16 protein-coding genes, 1 rRNA gene and 1 pseudogene are annotated in these 22,848 nt (G+C 44.6%); 11 read left to right on the forward strand and 7 right to left on the reverse strand.

Annotated elements, in window-relative coordinates:
* Positions 1-112 precede the first annotated feature (112 nt).
* From B5D26_RS08115 to rsgA, 4 genes are all read left to right on the forward strand, one after another.
* Positions 113-1,516 carry an aminotransferase-like domain-containing protein gene (locus B5D26_RS08115; RefSeq protein ID WP_078745227.1) on the forward strand — a complete coding sequence of 468 codons (1,404 nt, stop codon included), beginning with the start codon at positions 113-115 and terminating at the stop codon, positions 1,514-1,516.
* Between the two features lie 119 nt (positions 1,517-1,635).
* The gene (locus B5D26_RS08120; protein WP_078745228.1) at positions 1,636-3,441 is read left to right on the forward strand and encodes an ABCB family ABC transporter ATP-binding protein/permease; all 1,806 of its coding nucleotides are present in this window, start codon (positions 1,636-1,638) and stop codon (positions 3,439-3,441) included.
* A 169-nt stretch (positions 3,442-3,610) separates the two neighbouring features.
* On the forward strand, positions 3,611-4,321 hold the full coding sequence (locus B5D26_RS08125) for an SIMPL domain-containing protein (protein WP_078745229.1): 711 nt from the start codon (positions 3,611-3,613) through the stop codon (positions 4,319-4,321).
* A gap of 345 nt (positions 4,322-4,666) precedes the next feature.
* Positions 4,667-5,851 (forward strand): ribosome small subunit-dependent GTPase A, encoded by a 1,185-nt coding sequence (gene rsgA / locus B5D26_RS08130; protein WP_078745230.1) that lies wholly within the window; start codon positions 4,667-4,669, stop codon positions 5,849-5,851.
* A gap of 122 nt (positions 5,852-5,973) precedes the next feature.
* Here the strand turns inward: rsgA and gorA are convergent, their stop codons facing one another.
* Positions 5,974-7,344 (reverse strand): glutathione-disulfide reductase, encoded by a 1,371-nt coding sequence (gene gorA, locus B5D26_RS08135; protein ID WP_078745231.1) that lies wholly within the window; start codon positions 7,342-7,344, stop codon positions 5,974-5,976.
* A gap of 239 nt (positions 7,345-7,583) precedes the next feature.
* Positions 7,584-9,482: a propionyl-CoA synthetase gene (locus tag B5D26_RS08140; protein WP_078745232.1), complete on the reverse strand. Its 1,899-nt coding sequence runs from the start codon at positions 9,480-9,482 to the stop codon at positions 7,584-7,586.
* A 479-nt stretch (positions 9,483-9,961) separates the two neighbouring features.
* Here B5D26_RS08140 and B5D26_RS08145 point away from each other — a divergent pair, with 479 nt between their 5' ends.
* Positions 9,962-10,243 (forward strand): ArsR/SmtB family transcription factor, encoded by a 282-nt coding sequence (locus B5D26_RS08145; RefSeq protein WP_078745254.1) that lies wholly within the window; start codon positions 9,962-9,964, stop codon positions 10,241-10,243.
* 133 nt (positions 10,244-10,376) lie between these two features.
* Here B5D26_RS08145 and dauA read toward each other — a convergent pair whose 3' ends face one another.
* A complete protein-coding gene (gene dauA, locus B5D26_RS08150) occupies positions 10,377-12,116 on the reverse strand; it encodes a C4-dicarboxylic acid transporter DauA (protein WP_078745233.1) in 1,740 nt (579 codons plus the stop codon).
* Positions 12,117-12,332: 216 nt separating this feature from the next.
* On the opposite strand from dauA, the gene B5D26_RS08155 reads away from it, so the two are divergent.
* Genes B5D26_RS08155 through B5D26_RS08170 form a run of 4 tightly spaced genes read left to right on the forward strand, consistent with a single transcriptional unit; the run spans position 12,333 to position 17,560 of the window.
* Complete coding sequence (locus B5D26_RS08155) at positions 12,333-13,151, forward strand: phosphate/phosphite/phosphonate ABC transporter substrate-binding protein (protein ID WP_078745234.1); 819 nt, start codon at positions 12,333-12,335, stop codon at positions 13,149-13,151.
* A gap of 18 nt (positions 13,152-13,169) precedes the next feature.
* Entirely contained in the window at positions 13,170-15,491 is a 2,322-nt protein-coding gene (locus tag B5D26_RS08160; RefSeq protein WP_078745235.1) for an ATP-binding protein, read from the forward strand.
* Positions 15,492-15,544: 53 nt separating this feature from the next.
* The gene (locus B5D26_RS08165; RefSeq protein WP_078745236.1) at positions 15,545-17,188 is read left to right on the forward strand and encodes a GGDEF domain-containing response regulator; all 1,644 of its coding nucleotides are present in this window, start codon (positions 15,545-15,547) and stop codon (positions 17,186-17,188) included.
* Positions 17,189-17,221: 33 nt separating this feature from the next.
* Entirely contained in the window at positions 17,222-17,560 is a 339-nt protein-coding gene (locus tag B5D26_RS08170) for a HopJ type III effector protein (protein ID WP_078745237.1), read from the forward strand.
* An 87-nt stretch (positions 17,561-17,647) separates the two neighbouring features.
* Here the strand turns inward: B5D26_RS08170 and B5D26_RS08175 are convergent, their stop codons facing one another.
* The 3 genes from B5D26_RS08175 to B5D26_RS08185 form a co-directional block, all read right to left on the reverse strand.
* On the reverse strand, positions 17,648-18,724 hold the full coding sequence (locus B5D26_RS08175) for a branched-chain amino acid ABC transporter substrate-binding protein (protein ID WP_078745238.1): 1,077 nt from the start codon (positions 18,722-18,724) through the stop codon (positions 17,648-17,650).
* Between the two features lie 234 nt (positions 18,725-18,958).
* Positions 18,959-19,837, reverse strand: a complete 879-nt coding sequence (locus tag B5D26_RS08180) for a DMT family transporter (RefSeq protein WP_078745239.1) — start codon at positions 19,835-19,837, stop codon at positions 18,959-18,961.
* A gap of 24 nt (positions 19,838-19,861) precedes the next feature.
* Positions 19,862-20,314, reverse strand: a complete 453-nt coding sequence (locus B5D26_RS08185; protein WP_078745240.1) for an Lrp/AsnC family transcriptional regulator — start codon at positions 20,312-20,314, stop codon at positions 19,862-19,864.
* Positions 20,315-20,518: 204 nt separating this feature from the next.
* Between B5D26_RS08185 and B5D26_RS08190 the strand changes: the two genes are divergently transcribed.
* A complete protein-coding gene (locus tag B5D26_RS08190) occupies positions 20,519-21,505 on the forward strand; it encodes a hypothetical protein (protein WP_078745241.1) in 987 nt (328 codons plus the stop codon).
* A gap of 56 nt (positions 21,506-21,561) precedes the next feature.
* A pseudogene (locus tag B5D26_RS08195) lies at positions 21,562-22,485 on the forward strand (IS30 family transposase); the annotation flags it as partial.
* A gap of 86 nt (positions 22,486-22,571) precedes the next feature.
* Here B5D26_RS08195 and rrf read toward each other — a convergent pair.
* Positions 22,572-22,687, reverse strand: a 5S ribosomal RNA gene (gene rrf, locus B5D26_RS08200).
* Positions 22,688-22,848: the final 161 nt, after the last annotated feature.

Raw genomic sequence — 22,848 nt, forward strand, 5'->3', positions numbered from 1 at the left:
CTCGATTCATTTCGAGTAATAACACTCAAAATGCCATAGGCTTCTCACTACGCAACCCTATGATCAAAAAAGTAATTATAATAGGCACAGTTCCAACCAACAGGGTCTTTTGATGAAAATTTACCGTTATGAAGCATTAGAAAACGAACTGCGAGAGCAGCTTCTTAACGGTCGCTATCGTAATGGTGAACGCCTACCATCAATACGTACATTATGTGCTGATTACGGAGTATCCAAGGCAACAGTGTTGCATGCGCTCCATCGTTTAGAATCTGATCAATGGGTAGTGGCACAACCTAAGTCAGGCTACTTTGTACAGCTACCTACAATCAAAAGCCCTAAACCTAACAAGGTAGATACACCTGTGGCACCTGCACCTGTAACGGTGCCCGCCATTTTCCGAGATATTATGGGGCGCAGTGCTGCCTTTGACATTTTACCCGCAGATGGCTTTGCAGAATCATCGCAGCACTTAGTTTTGCTCAATCGTTTAATCAGTCGCAGGCTACGCACACACCCTGAGCAGAAAGCCAATTACTATGATGAACCTGCGGGAAAAATAGGATTACGAGAGGCACTGACAGAGCTATACCGACAACGTTTATTAAACACAACACCTGAAGAGATTTGCATTACCAGTGGCTGCCAACATGCGCTGTTTCTCGCCCTGATGGCAACCTGTAAACGCGGTGACACCGTTGCAGTTGAGTCTCCTGCTTTTTACGGCGTATTACAGATTATGGAGCAACTGGAGCTGAACATTATTGAAATATCCGCAGATGCTGAAATGGGTCTAGATGTTACAGAGTTGGCTGAAAAGATCAGTCGCTGGCCCATTAAAGCTTGTGTAGTCTCGCCCAACTTTGGCACACCTACAGGGTCTCAAATGCCATTGGCATCTAGGCAACGTCTATTACAACTGGCGCTACAACATCAGTTTTATGTGATCGAAGATGACATTTATGGTGATTTAGCTTTTGGCTCTGAATCTCCCGCCCCTCTCAAAGCTTTAGATGAGCACCAACAGGTCATTTTGTGCGGTTCATTTTCTAAAAGCCTATCTCGTGACCTGCGTATTGGCTGGATTATGGGTGCAGCACTACAGGATAAACTGGTTCAGTTAAAACTCATCACTCAATTAGCCAGCCCACAAGCAGTGCAAGGAGGGTTAGCGCAATTTATTGCAGAAGGGCATTATCGCCGTTACGTAGCGCAATATAAACAAAGGCTACGCGAGCAGCGTGACCAACTATTGTATGAACTCAAGCAACATTGGGGGGATAAAATCAGCTATAGCCAACCTAAAGGAGGTTTGTGCCTTTGGGTTGAACTACCTGCCCACATTGATACGCAAATCAGCTATCAAGGCCTATTAGAACAAGGTGTGGTACTCACACCGGGCGTTCTATTTTCTGCACATGGCTTATACCATAACTATTTGCGTATCAGCTTTTCACAGCCATTAACCACTCGAAGACGAGCCGCGTTGCACCAACTCTTCCAAGCGCTATTGTAGCTATCTGCGGTTTGTAATAATGCCAATACATTGACACAGAAGATAAGTTTTCTATTATCCACTACCCTTACAAGCCTACTGGGGTAAACTGCCCCACCACTATTTGAGTATCTATCACTATGCGCCACCATCATTCTGTTGTTGAACCCGGTACAGGCATGAAGTGGCATGTATTGAAAATGCTTTGGCCCTATCTGTTAGAGTTTCGCTATCGCGTTTTTGCCGCTATTGCTTGTTTGGTCTTGGCTAAAGTTGCCAGCGTCAGCCTCCCCTACTTCCTCAAACATATTGTTGATGGCCTGAATACCGCCACACTTGAGGCCAACGCACTGATCATCGCCCCTTTAGGCTTAGTGGCCGCTTACGGTGCAGCCCGCTTTTTAAACGTGATCATGAATGAAGTGCGAGACACCTTATTTGGCCGAGTCACTGAGCGCACTATTCGACGTATCAGCCTAAAAACCTTTCAGCATTTACATCATCTGGATTTAGACTTTCACTTAAACCGCCGTACAGGGGGGTTGTCTCGTGATATTGAACGGGGCACCAGCGGCATCAGCTTTCTCATGCGGTTTATGATTTTTAACATCGTACCCACATTGCTAGAAGTGATGCTGGTCGTGGGTATTCTGTTCTATCACTACGGTGTCACCTTTGCCGCTATCACACTGTTTTCTGTCCTCTGCTATGTGGTGTTCTCCATCGTAGCAACGGAATGGCGCACCCGCTATTTACGAGAAGTGAACGAAGCAGATACCGCCAGCAACTCCCGCGCCGTCGACAGTTTATTAAATTACGAAACCGTAAAATACTTCACTAATGAAGCGTACGAAGCCAAGCGCTACGATGATGAGCTGGCGCTTTGGGAGAGCGCCAAGCGTAAAAATCGCCTGACCCTATTTGCGCTCAATGGTGGACAAGCGCTGATTATCGCCCTCGCCATGACCAGCATGTTGGCATTGGCCTCTATTCGTGTCGCCAATGATGAGATGACATTGGGTGATTTTGTGCTGATCAATGCCTTTATGATGCAGTTGTTTATTCCCTTAAACTTTCTAGGCTTTGTTTACCGAGAGATCAAAGGCTCACTCGCCAATATCGAGCAGATGTTCGAGCTACTAAAGCGCCAACCAAAAGTAGTGGATGCTCCTCAAGCACAAGTGCTGCCCAGCGTCCAAGGGGCGATCACCTTTAACAACGTATCCTTTCATTATCAAGCAGAGCGTCCCATCTTAAATAACATCAGCTTTACCGTTGAACCCGGTCAAAAAGTGGCTGTAGTGGGTGAAAGTGGTTCAGGTAAGTCAACACTGGTTAAACTACTGTTTCGATTTTATGACCCAACCGAGGGTGAAATTTGCATAGATGACCAAGCCATTCAGCAGCTCACGCAACAGTCTTTGCGCCAAGCTATCGGCATCGTGCCGCAAGATACGGTTCTGTTTAACAACAGTATTCTAGAAAACGTACGCTACGGACGACCCAGCGCATCAGATGAAGAGGTGATGAATGCCATTAGCATGGCGCACCTTGACCAGTTTATTCAAGACCTACCCAAAGGTGTGCAAACCCTAGTTGGTGAGCGAGGCTTAAAACTATCAGGAGGTGAAAAACAGCGCATCGCCATCGCCCGAGCTATTTTAAAACGCCCCCCTATTTTGGTATTTGACGAGGCCACCTCCTCTTTAGACAGCAAATCAGAGCAAGCCATTCTCAAAGCCATGAAAGAGATTGCAGAGGGCTACACCAGCCTAGTGATCGCCCACCGCCTGTCAACCATTGTCGATGCCGACAAAATCATTGTGTTACACCAAGGTGTGATCGTAGAAGAGGGGAGCCATAACAGCTTACTCGCCCAACAAGGGGTGTATGCAAATTTATGGCAGATCCAACAGCAGAAGTCTGACGCAGAGGGTGAGCGGTAGTGAGCAACGCATTTATAAGGTAGTATTCAAAACTCTGTGCACTTCACAATGCACAGAAATGGCAGGTATGTTGAAAGAGCCTGGGAAACGGGTGACATAACACTATGAGCGCCCACATGTAAAACCAAAATATTATCTTAGTTAGAATCATTGAGAAAAAAGGATCGTTATGTCTCAACCTCATAAAGCAAGTGCTTTTATTTTAGGACTATTCATTGCAATAGGTTTAACCAGTTTGGGTTGGATGCTGAACGATACCCTAATTAAATATAAGCAATATGACCGTAGCGTAACGGTAAAAGGCCTTGCAGAGCGCGAAGTGTACGCTGATATTGTGATCTGGCCGATTCAGTTTGTCGTTGTGGGGAATGACTTAGAGGGACTTTATAATTCGATTGAAAATAGCGCGACTCAAATTAAGACCTTCCTCTCCCAGCAAGGTATTCAAGCAGATGGCATCTCATTTTCCGCACCTGCAATTACAGACAAATCCGTTTACGACAACAATCGCGCGTCATTTCGTTACTCTGCCCAACAAACTGTCACGGTTTACTCTGACGATGTGAGCGGTGTACGTAAGATAATGGGACGGCTATTAAGTCTTGGTAAGAAGGGTATTGTTTTTACAGGAAATGATTATAACGCAAAAACTGAATATATTTTCACTGGTTTAAATAATATCAAGCCCGCGATGATTGAAGAGGCGACTAAACAAGCTCGTGAGGTCGCACAGAAATTTGCTGCGGACTCCGACAGTAAGCTCGGAAAAATCAAACGTGCGACACAAGGACAATTCAGTATCAGTGCCCGTGACACCGACAACCCCCATATTAAAAATGTGCGTGTTGTGTCAACGGTTGAGTATTACTTAACCGACTGATCCGTTGCCTATTTTTCTTTGCAAGAAAAAGCTAGTATGAGCCTCAATAAGGCGTGCCAATTTACCTTCTTTTTTACTTAACTATGGAGTCTTTTGATGATTGTTCTTTTCTATGCCAACACCGTTTTTGCAGGTCAGGCCGCTTAACCAGCCTCTTTTAATATTCAGAGGCTAAGCAGCTGACACCTGTGGCCAATTACCCTTGTAAACTCATTAAATAGGGTAATGGTCAGGGTTATCTGTGCCTTGAGTTTTCTCCTCAACGCTTATTCCCCATAAATTTGTTGGCCCGTTCAAATCTCTTTTGATTGTTTTACTTAACAATGACTTAGGAACGGAAAGACAATGTCTTCAAACGTTAAAAAAACCTCAATCAGACCATCACTTAGTCTGAGAAGCCCAATTTCATCTGCTCTAAAGGACACAGCTGTACTTGATACAGCAAACCGAACGAATAACTTAAGTTTAACGTCTCTCGGGTGGGGACACTTTTTTCAGCAACAGTTAATTCTGGAAGAGTTCACACAATTGACGCCCTTTCGAGTAACCGAGGTACATCGTAACCGTATTGTGCTACAGACTGTGATGGAAGCACCTGATGGGGAAATGCAGCTACAGGAGCAGAACCTTTCTACGCTCTTCTGGAAAGATCGTCCTACACAGGAAAGGCCTACCGTTGGCGACTGGCTGTTACTGGACGCTGATCAGCAGCCTATACGATTGCTGAATCGTTTCAGCCTGATTCAGCGCCTTGCCGCTGGAATTGAGACTAATCAGCAACTGATTGCAGCCAATATTGACACCTTATTGATTGTCACCTCCTGTAATCAGGATTTTAATCTCAGCCGAATTGAGCGCTATCTAAGTCTTGCCGCAGAAAGCAGGATTCAGCCAGTGGTTGTGCTGACCAAAAGCGATCTTTGTGAGTCACCAGAGCGTTATATTGATCAGATACGAAGTCTTGATAACCTGCTACCTGTTGAAAGCGTTAATGCCACCGACCCTAATTCAGTGAAGCAATTGCAGCCTTGGTGTAAAAGTGGGCAAACACTGGTGTTGACTGGCTCATCTGGGGTGGGTAAATCCACTCTGGTCAACAGTCTGTCTGGACAGCATGAGCAGGATACTCAGGATATTAGGGAAAATGATGCAAAGGGACGACACACCACGACAGGGCGTAGCCTGCACCTGATTTCTGGTGGTGGATTGTTGCTGGATACACCGGGAATGCGCGAGCTGAAACTGTTTGACAGCGAGTTCGGTATACGAAAAACCTTCTCCGAAATTGAAACTTTGGCTGAGCAATGTCGCTTTGCAGATTGCCTACATCTGGATGAGCCGGACTGTGCGGTAACAACAGCTATTAACGACGGTAGACTTGAGGCTCGCCGCTTAGAAAGCTATCACAAATTGATGAGTGAGCAAGAGCGCAGTCAGCAAAGCGTTGCAGCAAAACGGGAAAAGGACAGAGCCTTGGGGCGCTTCTACAAATCAGCTAAAAGCAGCATCAAACAGCATAAAGGGCGATAGAAAACCCTTATTTCATAAATAAAAGATGGGGGATAATGCCCCCATCCTCTCACAAAACTGTGGTGGCTGCCTAAAAGGCCAGTGTTTAGTCTGACCTTTTAGGTGGCTCTCAATATGTCACATCATTTGCGGTGGGTACGGGTTACAGTGCGCATGGTAACAAACTCTTCAGCCCCTGTTGGGTGTATTCCTAATGTACTGTCGAACATCGCTTTGGTTGCACCGGCTTTAATAGCGACGGCAATGCCTTGAATCACTTCGCCGGCATCTTGCCCAACCATGTGTGCACCTACAACTTTATCAGTTGCGGCATCCACCACCAGTTTCATCAGGCAGCGCTCTTCTGAGCCTGACAAAGTGTGTTTCATGGGTTTAAAGCTGGCGCTGTAAATTGCGACTTCGTCAAATTGTGCTTGTGCTTGCTCTTCTGTTAAGCCTACGGTTGAGATATTGGGATGGCAAAAAACAGCGGTTGGAATATTGCTGTAGTCCATTGCTTTAGGCGGCAGTTCTGGTTTGTAAAGGTTGTGTACTAATACCATCGCTTCTGCCAAAGCGACAGGGGTTAACTGTAAACGGTTGATCACATCGCCAAGGGCATAGATAGAAGGTATATTGGTTTGGAATTGGTCATTAACTAGCACCTCTCCGCCACGCCCTAAGGCAACACCAGCTTGCTCAAGCCCCAACCCTTTGGTATTAGGCACACGCCCTGTGGCACACAACACCAGATCAACCTCTAGGCTGTCTTGGTTGGTTAGGGTCACTTTTAACCCTGTCGCCACTTTTTCAATTTTTTCGATATTCACGCCAAGGTGAAATTGCACGCCTTTTTTCTGAATCTCGGTAGCCGCAAACTGCTGCACTTCAAGGTCGAAGCCTTTTAATGGTAGTTCGCCACGGTAAACCAGATGGCTTTCAGCGCCCAGGCCATTGAAGATGCCCGCAAACTCAACGGCAATATAGCCACCGCCCAAGACTAAGGCACGTTTAGGGAACTCATCCAGATAGAATACGGCATCAGAGTTGATTGCCAGTTCGTTGCCTTCAAATTCAGGCATAAACGGCTGTCCGCCCGTGGCGATTAAGATGCGCTCAGCTGTAAAAAGCTGGTCATTTACTTGTACTTGATGGGCGTCTTTAATTTCAGCGTAGCCTTCAATTAAGGTCACACCTGAGTTAATCAACAGGTTATGGTAAATACCATTTAGGCGTTCAATCTCTTTGGTTTTATTATCGCGCAAGGTCGGCCAGTCGAAACGACTTGCACCCACTTGCCAACCATAGCCCTGCGCTTGGTCAAACTCTTCGTGGAAGTGCGAGCCATAAGAGAACAGTTTTTTCGGTACGCAGCCGATGTTGACGCAAGTGCCGCCTAAAAAACGCCCTTCTGCAACCGCGACTTTTTTTCCTAAACCTGCGGCAGTGCGAGCTGCGCGTACACCGCCTGAGCCTGCACCAATAACAAACAGATCAAAATCAAATTGTGACATTTTACGCTCCAATCGTGAGATAGGCAGATGACTTTGCCTAAATATTTAGATAGCAGCAGTCTAGCATAAGGTTTATTTAAGTTTTGTAGATAAAAAAAGCCAGCTGATTAAAAGCTGGCTCGGTTCCATCATGGAAAAAAGGGCAAAACAGTTTTACTGATCACCTCAACTTATGCAGTGACAGCTGCATAGATTGAGGTATTTTTTAAAGAAGCGCTGGCACGGCGCTTCTAAAGCTTTTAGCGGCCTGCAAAACCAATTTTGTTGTCTGCCATAATTGATTCAATCTCTGGCAAACTTGCTGGATCATCAATGGTGGATGGTACAACGTAGTCTTTACCGTCAGCGATTGAACGCAGAATATTACGCAAAATTTTACCAGAACGGGTTTTTGGTAAGCGATCCACTACCAGGGTTTGCTTGTAGCAAGCGATTGCGCCAATCTCTTTACGAACGCGAGCAGCTAGCTCCGCTTCTAATGTTTCGCTATCACCTGAGTAACCATCTTTCATGATGACCAAGCCAACAGGCAATTGGCCTTTTAGCTCATCGTTGACACCAATTACGGCACACTCGGCAACCCCTGGGTGACCTGCGATAATTTCTTCCATCTCACCTGTAGACAGACGGTGACCTGCAACGTTGATCACGTCATCGGTACGTCCCATGATGAAGACATAGCCTTCTTCATCAATATAGCCACCATCACCTGTTAAGTAATAGCCTTTAAAGGTGTTCATGTAAGAGTTTTTGAAACGCTCTGGATCACCATAAACTGTGGTTAAGCAGCCCGGTGGCATTGGCAGTTGAATGCAAACGCTGCCCTGTTCAGAAGCAGGCATTTGACCGCCTTTGCTATCTAAAATCTGCACGTTAAAGCCTGCAGTAGGTACAGTTGCTGAACCTGCTTTAGCAGAACGCGGCTCAATACCCATCTGGTTGGAAGCAATTGCCCAACCGGTTTCAGTTTGCCACCAGTGATCCACAACTGGTACGCCAACTAGCTCTTGCAGCCAGTAGAAAGTGGGCGGATCTAAACGTTCACCCGCTAGGAATAGGTTTTTCAGTGAAGAGATGTCATATTTTTTCAGCTCTTCGCCGTCTGGATCTTCTTTTTTCACAGCACGGAAAGCGGTTGGGGCCGTGAAGAAGCCTTTAATCTTGTACTCTTCAATCAAGCGCCAGAAAGCACCGCAGTCTGGGGTGCGAACAGGTTTACCTTCGTAAACAACCGTGGTGCAGCCTGCCAGTAATGGGGCATAAACGATGTAAGAGTGGCCTACAACCCAACCCACATCTGATGCAGCCATAAAGACTTCACCGGGGTTCATGTCATAAATCGCTTTCATACTGTATTTCAGCGCAACAGCATGGCCGCCATTGTCACGAACCACCCCTTTTGGCTTACCAGTGGTGCCAGAGGTATACAGAATATAGAGCGGGTCAGTAGCTGCAACAGGGGTGCAAGGCGCTGGTTTAGCGTCTGCAACCAATGCCGCCCAGTCAAAATCACGGCCTTCTGTTAGCGCTGCTTGAACTTGAGGGCGCTGTAGCAGGACACAAAACTCTGGCTTGTGAGCGGCTAGACTAATCGCTTCATCTAGCATCTCTTTGTAAGGGATCACTTTCTGAATTTCGATACCGCAAGAAGCCGAGATGATCGCCTTAGGTGTTGCATCATCAATACGTACGGCAAGTTCGTGTGGTGCAAAACCACCGAATACAACTGAATGCACAGCACCTAAGCGGGCGCAAGCTAACATTGCGATAACTGCTTCAGCCACCATTGGCATGTAAACAATAACGCGGTCACCTTTTACAATGCCTTTATCAGCAAGTGCGCCTGCAAATAGGGCCACTTTGCTTTGTAGTTCTGAGTAAGTCAGGCTGTATTTGGTATCAGTAACAGGGGAATCGTAATACAGCGCAATTTGTTCGCCACGACCACTTTCAACATGATAGTCCAGTGCGGCATAGCAAGTATTCAGCTCACCATCCATAAACCAACGGTCAGTACCGAACTCATCTTTCCCTAAAATTTGGCTTGGTTTTTTATACCAAGGAATGTCAGCGGCTTTTTCAGCCCAAAATAGTTCAGGTTGGTTGATTGATTTTTCGTATTCTGCCTGATAGGTCATGGCGGGACCTCTTTTTAGTTGTTATGGATACACTTAATCAATATGGCTTTGCCGATTGTCGACAAAATCCCGTTTAAGACTGAGCCAACTGTAATTGATTTATGATGCTTTGAAACTACGACAAAAGGTGGAAGTGCCCACTTATTGGGTTGTTGTGCTTGCTTTGCCTGAGAAGGGCGCTATTTTCAGGAGAAGCCTAGAACGTTAAAGCTTTCGATTAAATGTCGACAAAACTAGAGGTGTGGAACTTTATACCAAGGTTTACTGTCAATTCTGTTGACAATCATAAGTATTGATCAGAGTTGCTTTAATCATACTGCAACACCCTTTATAATCATCGACCTTGCGGAAATGCGACTGATTATTTGTTGAATTTCGCAATATGGTCTAATATCAATTATAACTAAATTAGCTTCAAGCGAGTGGTACGAATGACAACTAACGCAGAATCAGCCCAAGCCAACGTTGACTTGGTAGCGATGCGGGATAACGCCAAGGAAGCAACCGCCCTGCTGAAAGCACTAGCAAATGAAAACCGTTTAATGATTCTTTGCTACTTGGAAGGTAAAGAGCTTTCTGTAAGCCAGCTAAATGAGTCGTTGGATTTAAGTCAGTCGGCTTTATCTCAACATTTAGCTGTTTTACGCCGTGATAATCTGGTGAAGACTCGCCGTGAGTCACAAACAATTTATTATTCGCTAAATGGCGATCAAGCCAGCACAATTATCAGCACGTTACATCAAATGTACTGTGTTGCTTAACTGCTAGCTTAACCCGCATGGATGCGGGCGGTTTATCCTTTCCGCCCAGCCATACTCTTATCGTTATTATATTTCACTATTCCGTTGCTATTATTTCTTAACCTGAGCTAATGGCTTAGCTTTATATTGCTTTTCAGCTTTGATCTGTACGATGCTCTGATAAAGCATCTAATGCGACAGCCAATGTGGGATAGTATTGAGTTAGATTGTCGATAGGCTGCATTTTAGCCCGTGCTAGTGTTTTTAGGGGTTGAAACTGAAAGTCTGCAAACCAAAGCTGAGTATTATGATGTTTGCAGCGCTTAATAAGCTGTTGCATCGCAGCTAACCCCCCTGCATCCAGTATGGGTACGCCATCCATATAAAGCACAATACCCTTTGCGTCCTTAGAAAGCTCCGCTAACTCTGAAAAAATACGCTCAGCGGCGGCAAAAAATAACGGGCCATTGATTTTATAAACTTGCCAACCCTCTGGTAAGTCGATATTAACTAAACGCTTATTAAGAGAGATGTCACTGACTTTGGTCATCTCTGCAATCTCTTTCATAAACAGCAATGCTGCCAACAAAATACCTGCTGTAATGGCAATTACCATATCAAATAAAACGGTTAGAGATAGGCAAGTAAAAAACACCCACAAATCGCCTTGGGGCGCTGTTTTAACAAGATGAACGGCTTTAGGTGCTTCACTCATATTCCAAGCGACCATCAGTAGTAAGGCTGCCATTGCAGGCATTGGCATATAAGCCAAAATAGGCGCTAAAACTACTAACCCCAACAGCACGACAACAGCATGAATCATTGCGGCTACAGGAGAGTGTGCACCAGATTTAAAGTTAGCTGCTGATCGTGCTAATGCCGCGGTTGCTGTAATGCCGCCAAAGAATGGCGTAATGATATTGCCTATACCTTGCCCCATTAGCTCACTATTGGCACTGTGGCGTGTATTCGTCATACCATCTAATACTACGGCACAAAGTAATGACTCAATAGCACCTAGCATCGCTATGGCAAAGGCGGCAGGGAGTAAATCTTGTATAAGTGTCCAACTTAAACCTATAGCGTCACCCTCTGCATTTGCTTGCAACCAAGGCCATTGAAACTCTGGTAAATAAGGTGGAATGCCTGTACCTGTACTGCCATCTTCAAGTAGATAGCTAAAACGAGAGCCTATAGTGTCAACGTCTAAGCCATAATAGTTAAATAAGATAGCCAAAAGGCTACCAGTAATCACTGCGGGTAAATGTGGTGGAATGGCTGAGCCTAGCTTGCGCCATATTAGCATCACGAAAAGCGTTACCGCTGCAATCAACAAACTTGGCCAGTGAAACTCAGGCAGCGCATGAATTAAAAATGCAAGCTTCTCGGTATAGTGTTCAGGCATCTGCTCTATAGATAGGCCAAAAAAGTCTTTAACCTGTAATGTTGCGATCACGATGGCAATGCCACCTGTAAACCCAAGGGTAACTGGCTCGGGTATGTATTCAATAAATCGGCCCAGTCGAAGATAAGCTAACAGTATCAAAGTAAAGCCAGACATCACCGTAGCAATTAATAGCCCGCCTAGACCATAGCGTTGTGCAATGGGGTATAAAATCACTACAAAAGCTGCAGTTGGCCCTGAAATACTAAAGCGAGAGCCTCCTGTAAGCGCAATAATAAATCCCGCTATAAATGCCGTATACAAACCATATTGAGGCGGCACTCCACTGGCTATTGCCAAGGCCATCGCTAGCGGAATTGCAATAATACCAACGGTAATACCTGCCATTAGGTCTTTGGTGAAGAGTGTTTTGGTATAGCTCTTTTCAAGGCAGGTAGAACGAAAGGCATCCGCTATACGTAATGAAAATAGATGTGCCCTGTGTGGCATAGCGCCCCCAAAAGAGTGAACTAAATGTGTATAGTTTTAAATTTGACGACAAAGTCACAAAGAGTATGGGAACAGCCTAATGTTTATGCAACACGGCTTTATGCTTAGGATTGAAAAGCTTCACTAGGTAAAATGTCGCCAATGTGCCTTGAGTTCATTAACTAAAAGGTTGAGAATGACCATACCCTCACAAATCCCCTAAATAAGCGCACGTTTATGAAAACAATTCAACAACTTGCACTACTCCCCATCTTTGCATGCTCAGTATCTAGCATGGCTTTTGCCGACACCTATTCGATTGGCATTGTGCCTCAGTTTGAAGTTAAAAAGCTGCATGCGATTTGGAAGCCCATTCTAGATGAATTGTCGGTTCGCACTGGCCATCAGTTTGTATTTAGAGGTGCGCCGACTATTTCGGCATTTGAGAAAGAGTTTCTAGCAGGTCAGTTTGATTTTGCTTATATGAACCCTTATCACTATTTTGTTGCTCAAGATATTTATACGCCTTTAGTGCGTGATGTAGGCAAACAATTATCAGGTATTGTTGTTGTTGCCAAAGACAGCCCTTATCAATCACTGGCAGACTTAAATAAAAAGCTTATTGCTTTGCCCGCCCCTAATGCCTTGGGCGCGTCGCTAATGACGCGCGCAGCAATGACTAATGAATATAAAATTGACTACTTCACCAAATATGTGAATACACACTCTTCTGTCTACCTCAATGTGGCCTTAGGTAAAGCAGATGCGGGTGGCGGCGTACTGAAAACGTTGTCACAGCAACCTGAGCGAATACAGCAGCGCCTAAGAGTGCTGTACACTACCCCTAAAGTGGCACCACATCCTGTTGTGGTTAATAAGCAAGTACCTGCATCTGTTGCCAAACAGGTGCAAGAAGCTTTTCTTGCCATTGGTAGTACAAGTGCTGGGGCTGAACTACTCGCAAAAGTACCCTTCAAAACTATAGGTGTAGCAACCACTATAGACTACGAGCCTTTTAAGGCTTTGAAGTTAGATGCGTTTTATGTTCATCCTTAGAGAAAAAGAGCCTAGCGAATGACTTTACAAAGAAAAATGCTGCTGCCTGCATTAGGGGCATTTGCGGTACTAATGGCTATTTTGCGCTTTGGTATTGAACCTATTGCACTGGGGTCTCAAACAGAATATGTACTGGCTCAAGAGTCTCAACACTTGGGGATTTTGGCTCCAATTATTGCAGAGGAGCTACTGTCAGGAGACATTGCCAAGCTACATAGCATATTGGAGACGGCAGAATCTGGGCGTCAAAGTGGCTGGGTTGCTTTCAGTGTAATTGACGCAGATAATTTTATGCTGTACCCCTTCGATAAGCCTGTCTCGCCGGATGGCATCGATTATATTCGACTTGAACAACCTATACTCTGGTCTGGAGAGCAGCTCGGTCTATTGATTCTTGAGTTTGATATTACATCGCAAAAAAATCATATATTGAATGAGTTCGCTCAGTTCGAGTATCTGATTTTTATCACTGCACTATTGTTAATCTCACTCAGTGCGCTCTGGAATCGTCGCGTTGTTATTAAACCTATTGTCAAATTAGCTCTGGCGGTAAAGGCGTTAAGAAAGGGAAATTACGATGCTGTTTTACCTGACACCTCTAAAGATGAGGTTGGTGAGTTAAAGAATGCCTTTGCAGAGATGCGGTCAGAGCTTCAAGCTGCACAGAAACGAACAGCAGAAGATAATGAAAAACTGACCAGCGCCAATAATGCCATTGAAAGTAAAAACCTAGAGTTACAACAGGCATTAATTGAAGCAGAGGCTGCAGTTAAGGCCAAAAGCCAATTTCTAGCAATGATGAGCCATGAAATTCGCACACCCATGAACGGTGTACTTGGTTTAACTGATATTTTATTGCGTACACAGTTAACAAAGGAACAGCACGATTACCTAACCACCGTGCAACAGTCTGGTGAGAATTTACTCAATATTTTGAATGATATTTTAGACTTTTCGAAGATAGAGGCGGGACAGCTGAATTTATCTCCAAGTGAGTTCAGCTTGTGTGAATTAATTCAACATGTTGGCCAAACCTTTACACCTACTGCCGAAAAGAAAGGACTGAAGGTTTTTATTGATGCACCTTGTAATCTTCAACATAAAGTAATCGCTGACTTTGGGCGCATAGAGCAAACGCTATCCAACTTGATGAGTAACGCGATTAAGTTCACGTTAAAAGGCCATGTTGAGCTGAGTGCAAGGGTGATCCCTCTCGAAGATAATATCTATCATACCCACTTCCATATCAGGGATACGGGTATAGGTATTCGAGCAGAAGTACAAAGCAAGCTATTCAATAAGTTTGTACAGGCTGATGTTTCTACTACCCGCCAGTTTGGTGGTACAGGTCTAGGGCTTGCAATTTGCAAACAGTTAGTTGAGCTAATGGGTGGGAAAATAGGTCTCAGTAGTGAGCTGGGTAAAGGCACTGATATCTGGTTTGAACTGCCATTAAAATGTAGTGATGTGCTTATAGAGCATGAACAGATTGCATCTGAGATTGAAGCCATACCGCCCACCACTGCTACGACTCAACTGAGTTCAGATATTAGGATTTTATTAGCCGAAGATGTGCACGTTAATCAGCTGGTTGTTGAAGGAATGCTCAAACAGATTGGGCTAACTGCTGACTGGGCAAAAAATGGGTCTGAAGCAGTCGATAAAGTTAAAAGTGGCTACTACGATCTGATTCTTATGGATATTCAGATGCCGATTATGGATGGCTACGAAGCTAGCCAAGAGATCCGTAAATTCCAAGCCGAACATCATCTACCTAACACGCCGATTATTGCGCTTACCGCCCATGCGATGAAAGGCGATATGGAACGCTGTATCGATGCTGGCATGAATGACTACCTAACAAAGCCAATAGTGGCAGAAACACTGACTAACTGCTTAAAAACTTGGCTTAATTCTCCCAGTGCTGAGTTCAGTGAGACGCTGATTCAACCTCAGTTAGTAGAAGATAATGTCGTACCTCTTTCAGGTGCCTCGAACCACAGTACAGAGCTTATCAGCGAACTTACTGTGAAACGTTTAGATAAAGAGTTGGGTGGAGATCTGGCGCCTATCTACGAGCAATATTTCAGCTCATTGCAGCAATATTTATCTGAACTTGAACAGGCTATTTCAGCGAATGATGGGTTAAAAGTGCAAAGCATTTGCCATAAAATTAAAGGAAGTAGCCGAAATTTAGGGCTTAACCAGCTAGGTAACTTGTCTAGGGAGATGGAGGATATGTGCCAAAGCAATGGAACAGCGCAATACACAGCCTATTTTAACCAACTGCAAAGCAGTTTTATTGAAAGCCAGAATGCAATTCAAACCTATATTCAGTAGCTCTTTTAGTTAGCCCTCTGAATATTGCTTAGAAAACTCTTTGCGGAAAACGTATGGAACGTAAAGCTAATATTTTGATCGCCGAAGATGACGTTGTTACCCAACTTATGCTGAGCCGCTTTATCTCTCAGCAAGGTTACACCCCCATCTGTGCGTCTGACGGAGATGAAGCTCTCAGGCTTTCGTCGCAACATCAAATAGATTTAGCCCTACTTGATGCCAATATGCCCTTAAAAGACGGTTTCACCTGCTGCAAAATTTTGTATGAGCAGCATGGTGATTTACTACCTGTATTAATGGTGACAGCCTTAGAGGATGAAGACTCTATTGATCGCGCCTTTAATGCTGGTGCAGTAGATTTCATCGCAAAGCCGATTAACTGGGCCGTGTTGCGGAACAGACTAAAGTACTTACTGAAAATGAGAAGCGACAGGTTGGCACTTCAAACCAGCGAGGCCAGAAAAGCGGCTCTAATCAACCATGCAATTGACAGTATTATCAGCGTGAATAGTCACGGTCGTATCATCAACTTCAACCCTGCATCAGAAGCTATTTTTGGCTATGAAGAGACAGAGGTTGTTGATGTTTATAAAATTGATCGCTTATTACCAGACTATACGCAGCTGGTTTATCGAATGCTGGTGAATACGCACCTTACACAGGTGAAGAAGAACCAGCGTCATGAAACACTGGCCATTGATAAAAATGGTAATGCTTTTACCGTTGAAGTGGTGTTGTCACAAGCTGTTTCCAATAACGAAGTTATTACCACAGTGATGTTGCATGATATTACTGAACGTAAAAAGCATGAGGAAGAGCTACAGCTAGCTGCCACTGTATTCAATTTCTGCAACGAAGGCATCATGATCACCAACCAAGACAATATTGTTGAGGCGGTGAACCCTTCATTTACAGAAATCACGGGCTACACCTTAGAAGAGGTTATTGGCAAAAACCCCAAACTGCTGAACTCGGGCTCTCACAGTCAAGATTTTTACGACAAAATGTGGCAATCCATTTGTAATGAGGGGGGCTGGCAAGGAGAGATCATCAATAAAAAGAAAGATGGCAGCCAATACAATGAATGGCTCTCTATTCGTACTGTTAAAACTCATGCCAATAAGCAACCGCAGCGCTATGTGGCAATTTTTAGTGATATTACACAGCGTAAGGCAGCAGAATATAAAGTGTGGTGGCAAGCACACTACGACAGCTTAACAGGCTTACCTAACCGCTCGCTGTTTATGCAAACTTTAAGCAGTGCAATGCTGGAAGAGCAACCGTTAAGTTTAATGTTTATAGACCTTGATGGCTTTAAAGCTGTTAATGATCATCAAGGTCACGCCAGTGGAGATGTAGTGCTACAAAAAGTTGCTAAGCGCCTACAAAATGAGCTGCCAGAAAGCGCCCTCGTCGCACGACTTGGAGGCGACGAATTTACAGTGTTACTAAAAGGGGCTCATTCAGAGGTTCAGTTACTTGAAATTGGTCATTTGTTGGTGGCAAGTATCAGTCAGCCATACTTGTTAAGCGCCAGCACCAGCGCACATATTTCAGCCAGTATCGGCATTGCTAGTTACCCTCGCCATGGCACGCATATTGATGAGTTGATTAATGCCGCAGACCAGATGATGTATGAGGTGAAACTCAATGGTAAAAGCAGTGTTCGGTTGGCCAGCACTACAGTAATAGATTAATTTTTTAAAGCCAGTTAGAGAGCTAAAAGTATTATGTTGTTAAATGATTTTTTGAGCCAAATCGGCACTGATGCAAAACTTGATTTTGAAGACAGTATTGCCGTTATCAGTGCCAACTATGACTACAGCCCCGCAGCATTCCAAAATGGATCAGTACAGAATGCCGCTGGACAAAACGAAGGTAGTTGCAAAATATTTGCTTTTGCAAAACTACAGCAGTTAAGTGAAGCACAAACACTGGCTTGCTTTGGACGCTTTTATCAAGATGTTCTGAATACCCCTGAAGGTACAGACCATGCCAATATTCGTAACTTTATGCAAACAGGATGGCAGGGCGTGGTGTTTGAAACCATGCCGCTGACTGCAAAATAACACTAAGGCTGGATTTGAATAAAAAAAGAGGCCAAGCAGGGTAGTTGCTTGGCCTCTTTAGTTTTGTCGCTTTAGTGTCCTGATCTTTTATAGCTGAGTACCAGTACCATCTGCATGCCACTGATAGATACCGAACTCAAAGCCGATTAAATCGCCTTTTTGATCCCAAGTTAGAGGTCCCATGGCCGTGTCGATTGTGTTGCCACGTAAACCTTCAGCCACTTTAGAAGGATCATCTGAGCCTACTTCTGCAATGACTTTTGTCATCGCCTGTACAGCGGCAACACTGGTCCAAACGAATGGGCCGGTAGGGTCTTGGCCTTTTGACTTCATCAGGTCAACAATTGGCTTGTTTTTTGGTAGTAAATCATAGCGTGCAGGTAGCGTAACCAGTAGGTTTTCTGTTGCCTCTCCAGCGATAGAAGCGATAGCCTTGTTACCCACTGCTTCTGGGCCAACAAATTGCGGTTTAAAACCACTAGAAGTGCTTTGACGCATAATTAAGCCTAGCTCAGGGTGATAGCCACCGTAGTAAACTAGATCAATGCCTTCGCGTTTCAATTTTGAAATTAAAGCGGAAAAGTCTTTGTCACCCGCTGTAATACCTTCCAGAACTGCAACCTCGATCCCTGCCTTTATCAGCTCACTTCGTACAGACATCGCAATACCTTCACCGTATTGCTGCTTATCATGAATAACCGCAACTTTCTTCGGTTTTAGTTTCTGAGCAATATAGCGAGCCGCCGTTGGGCCTTGATCTGAATCTAAGCCAATCGTGCGGAAAATCATTTTATAACCATTGGCTGTAATCGCAGGATTGGTTGAGCAAGTCACTGCCAGAACGCCTTCATCCTCATAAACATCTGATGCAGGTTGTGTAGAGCTAGAGCATAAATGACCAACCAAATATTGCACACCGTCACTGACCAGCTTGTTAGCAACCGCAACGGCTTGCTTAGGGTCGCAAGCGTCATCATATTCAACGGCCTCAATCTTCATACCGTTCACACCGCCAGCTTTATTGATCAGCTCAATGGCAGCATGAGTACCTTGGAACTGCATATCACCGTATTGTGCAACGGAGCCTGATTGCGGTCCTGCAATACCAATTTTTAATGTATCAGCTGCATGCACCGCAGCGCTGACAGCAAGAGATAAAGCCAATGTTGTAAAAGTTTTTTAATTAGAACCATGAGAGTTTTCTCTTATATTGTTATTGTGCCTGCTTTCTTGAGTACCTCGGTCGATATAAATATCAGCTAGTCCAATAAAATAAAATAGCAAATCGAACTAAGAATTGAGTCAAATGAGACAATTAGCCATGAAACTGTAAAGTATGCTTAACAGTTAGTTTTGCTCGATGTGAAAAATTCAACAATATCGACTTTTTATTCGGCTCTACTTAGTGGACTGTAGCGCCTGAACTACACCGGAAAACATAATCAAAGCACAGCCCGATAATTGAAGTATGCTAAGCGTTTGGTCAAATAGTACCCAAGCAAAGACCACAACTGTAATAGGCTCTAGGTAAGCCAAGGTGCCGAAAGTTGCAGCAGGCAAAGCCCTAAGAGCAATAACTGCAAGCATAATGGCCAAAAAACCAGGGACTATTCCTGCAAGAATCAACCAGCTCCATTGATTAATGCTGATGCTTTCGCTTTGTTGCAATACTAACGGCAGCATACACAAAGCCCCTGCAAGCATCTGATAGCCACTACGGGTTAGCACATGCACTTTGTCATCAATCAGCCGATTAGTGAGAATAAAAGCCGCGTAGCAGCACATGGCGCACAGACCATAAAATAAACCTAACGCCTCTTCAGCTCGACCCGATAGCGAAACATTAAACTCCATCATCATGGCAAAGCCGAATAGCGCCAGACCAATCAGAGCCACACTCACTCTCGTAAGATGCTCTCCCATAAAAAAGTGTGCAACAACAGATGCCGCTACAGGGGCTAGATAAATCAGCATAATGGCGTTGGCCATGCTGGTATAGCTCATAGACGTGATATAAAACACGACAAAGCCTGCTAAAAAGCTACCCGTAATCAGTACTTTAAACCCTGGCCAAACAAAGAGTTTATCGAGTTGTCCCGTTGCAAGTAAAAATACAGCCATTAGCACCGCTCCAACTAATAGGCGATAAAACGTTACCGTTTCCGCCCCAGTGCCAGCGTAATGGGAAATAGCACCAATCGTGCCCATGAAAAAAGCGGAAAGTGCAGCAACAACTAAGTACTGACTTCCAGATTGAGTAGAAGATCGAGAAGACATAAAAACAACACCTAAAAAAGACAACTAAAGCGAAATTTCTGTTTTAAACTTCTCTCGCCTTAATGAGATCAACGACCTGAATTTACGCAGATGAGGGTTACTTGCAAGCTCTCTACGGGCAAAAGCTTCATAGGCTTGTATATCAGGCACCAGCACTACCAGTACAAAATCAATCTCACCTGTAACTTGGTAACACTGGCTGACTTCTGGAGCCGCATTCATTTTACGACTGAATTGATCGTAGATATCCAGTTGATCGCGCTCTATTTCGACCTCAACAATCACATTAATACGATGCCCCACCTTTTCGGGATTCACTATAGCAACATCAGCCATGATGATGCCCTGCGACCTTAACTTGCGTACTCTTTTTAGGCAGGCAGGTGGCGATAAGCCTACAGCCTCAGCCAAATCTTGATTGCTAATGCGGTTGTCTTTTTGCAATAGATTTAAAATCTTAATATCAATGCGATCCATGTGGTTAATATAATTTCCTTTATGAGTTGTAAAAGTACCATTAATTTTCTTTTTCCCATTATAAAGAAATTTATGAGCTAAACGTAGGTCGACAAAAAAATTATAGAAAATAAGGCTAGATTAGAATGCAGGCACAGATTGTGACAGGCGACAAATACCCTGTCACAGTCGCCATACCACCTCTATGATCTCACAGAGTCTTTTATGAACCTGATACTTGCAACCGCGCAGTCCTTATTACGCACCACTCTGCCTGCTATATTGAGAGAAACTTATCAAATCTGTTTCACCCTATTTAAGCTAATGATTCCGGTCTTAATTGTGGTGAAAATCTTAGAAGAACTAGGCGCTATTCCTATTATTGGCCGATTATTAGAGCCGCTAATGACCTTCGTAGGTTTACCTGAAGCATTTGGTATCGTTTGGGCGAGTACCCTGCTAACCAATATCTATGGCGGCATGCTGCTGTTTTTCCCCTTGGCGGCAGAGCATCAACTTACGGTGGCTCAAGTGACAGTTTTAGGTGGCATGATGTTGATGGCTCATGGGCTACCTGTTGAGGTACGTATTGCACAGAAAGCGGGGGTGCGCTTACCCGTTGCGTTTTGTATTCGGTTTTTTGGTGCATTACTATTTGGTGCTTTTTTACACCATACCTATCAGCTTCTAGGCTGGTTACAAGAACCTGTTCAACTGCTGTGGCAGCCAGAAGCACAAGCGCTCACTCTAGCTGCTTGGGCAGTACAGCAAATTAAAGGCTTGTTGATGATTATTGCAGTGGTAATGAGCTTGCTGACTTTACTGCGCTTTTTACGTTGGATTCACGTTGAACGGCTAATGATCTGGTTATTACAGCCCATATTGCGCTTTTTAGGTATAGGCAGCGCTGCCACTAGTATGACAATTATAGGTGTAACACTAGGTTTGTCTTTTGGCGGTGGTTTATTGATTCAAGAGGCTAAAGCTGGACATGTACCGCAAAAAGATGTCTTTTCAGCCATGTTACTGCTAGGGCTGTGTCATAGCATCATAGAAGACACTTTGCTGATCATGCTGATGGGGGCTGACTTGTCAGGTGCACTTTGGCTTCGCTTACTATTTGCATTACTGATGGTTGCAGCCGCAAATCGAGTACTTAGCTTTTGTGACGCAACATTTTGGCAGCGTTACCTCATGAAGCCAGTAACATAGATTTTGACAACTAAAATAAAGCATTGCAGGTGTTTAAGGATCTGTAAGGCGTTGTTATGACATACAAAGAACTCAACATAGAAGAGCATGCCACATTCGAATTGGCCTGCTTCACAATCTCAGTCTGCGAAGTATTGCTCGCCTACTTGATCGAAGCCCCTCAACAATCAGTCGAGAGATTCGTCGTAACCAGCTTGCCGATGGCCTATACGAAGCACCTAAGGCTCAAGCCAACCGTCAGGCTCGAAGAGTAGGCTGTCGACCAGTGAAAAAGCTTGCTCAGGGTAATGAACTGTTTGACCTCGTGATTTTGATGCTGCGTCAGAGGTTCTCTCCACAGCAGATTGCGGGTAACCTTAAGCGCATGAAACTACCCGGATATGAAGACAGCTACGTCTGTCGTGAGACGATTTACAATGCGATCTATGCACTGCCTGTTGGTGAGCTGCGTAAAGAGCTAATTCATTGTTTGCGGCAAGGTAAAGCTACACGTAGACCACGGCCAGGTGGCGTTGATCGCCGAGGCCAAATCCCTGATATGGTCAGCATCCATCTCAGACCGCCAGAGGTTGAAGATCGCCTGATGTTTGGTCATTGGGAGGTCGATCTAACAATGCTTCTGCCGTCGGAACATTGGTTGAGCGCACCAGCAGTTATCTCATACTGGTCAAAATGAATAACACAACAGTCACCTCAGCTGTTGAAGGCTTCAGCGCGGCTTTAAATGGCATGCCCTTGAAGCTACGTAAAAGTATGACCTATGACCAAGGCAAAGAGATGGCTAAGCATGCGGAAATCACGCAATGTACAGGTGTGAGGATCTATTTTTTGATCCACACAGCCCGTGGCAGCGGGGAAGCAATGAGAATATCAATGGCCTAATCCGCCAATATTTACCTAAAGGAACGGATCTGTCAGTGCACAGTCAGGAGCAGTTGGATGGGATTGCTTGTGAGTTGAATATCAGGCCTCGGCAGCGTGTTGCACTCAGAGTCTATAAACACATTCCAAACGCTTGAAACGAAAAAACCCCAGTCTATCGCTAGACTGGGGTTCTATATAAGGCGCTTGACGATGTCCTACTCTCACATGGGGAGACCCCACACTACCATCGGCGCTGTACCGTTTCACTGCTGAGTTCGGGAAGGGATCAGGTGGTTCCAATACGCTATTGTCGTCAAGCAAAAAAGGTGTAGATTGAATGTCTGCCAATTAAGCCTATCTGTTATTAGACTTTCTACTTTGTTCGTATCTTGTATTCTTACGTCCAAGCCTGAGCTTGTCGCTTGTAATCTCTGACGTATCCGTCGATTGTTAAGCAAGTCAAAAACTGCTTTGGTGTT

This window comes from Oceanospirillum multiglobuliferum (assembly GCF_900167095.1).
In the GTDB taxonomy this organism is placed as follows: Bacteria; Pseudomonadota; Gammaproteobacteria; order Pseudomonadales; family Halomonadaceae; genus Oceanospirillum; species Oceanospirillum multiglobuliferum.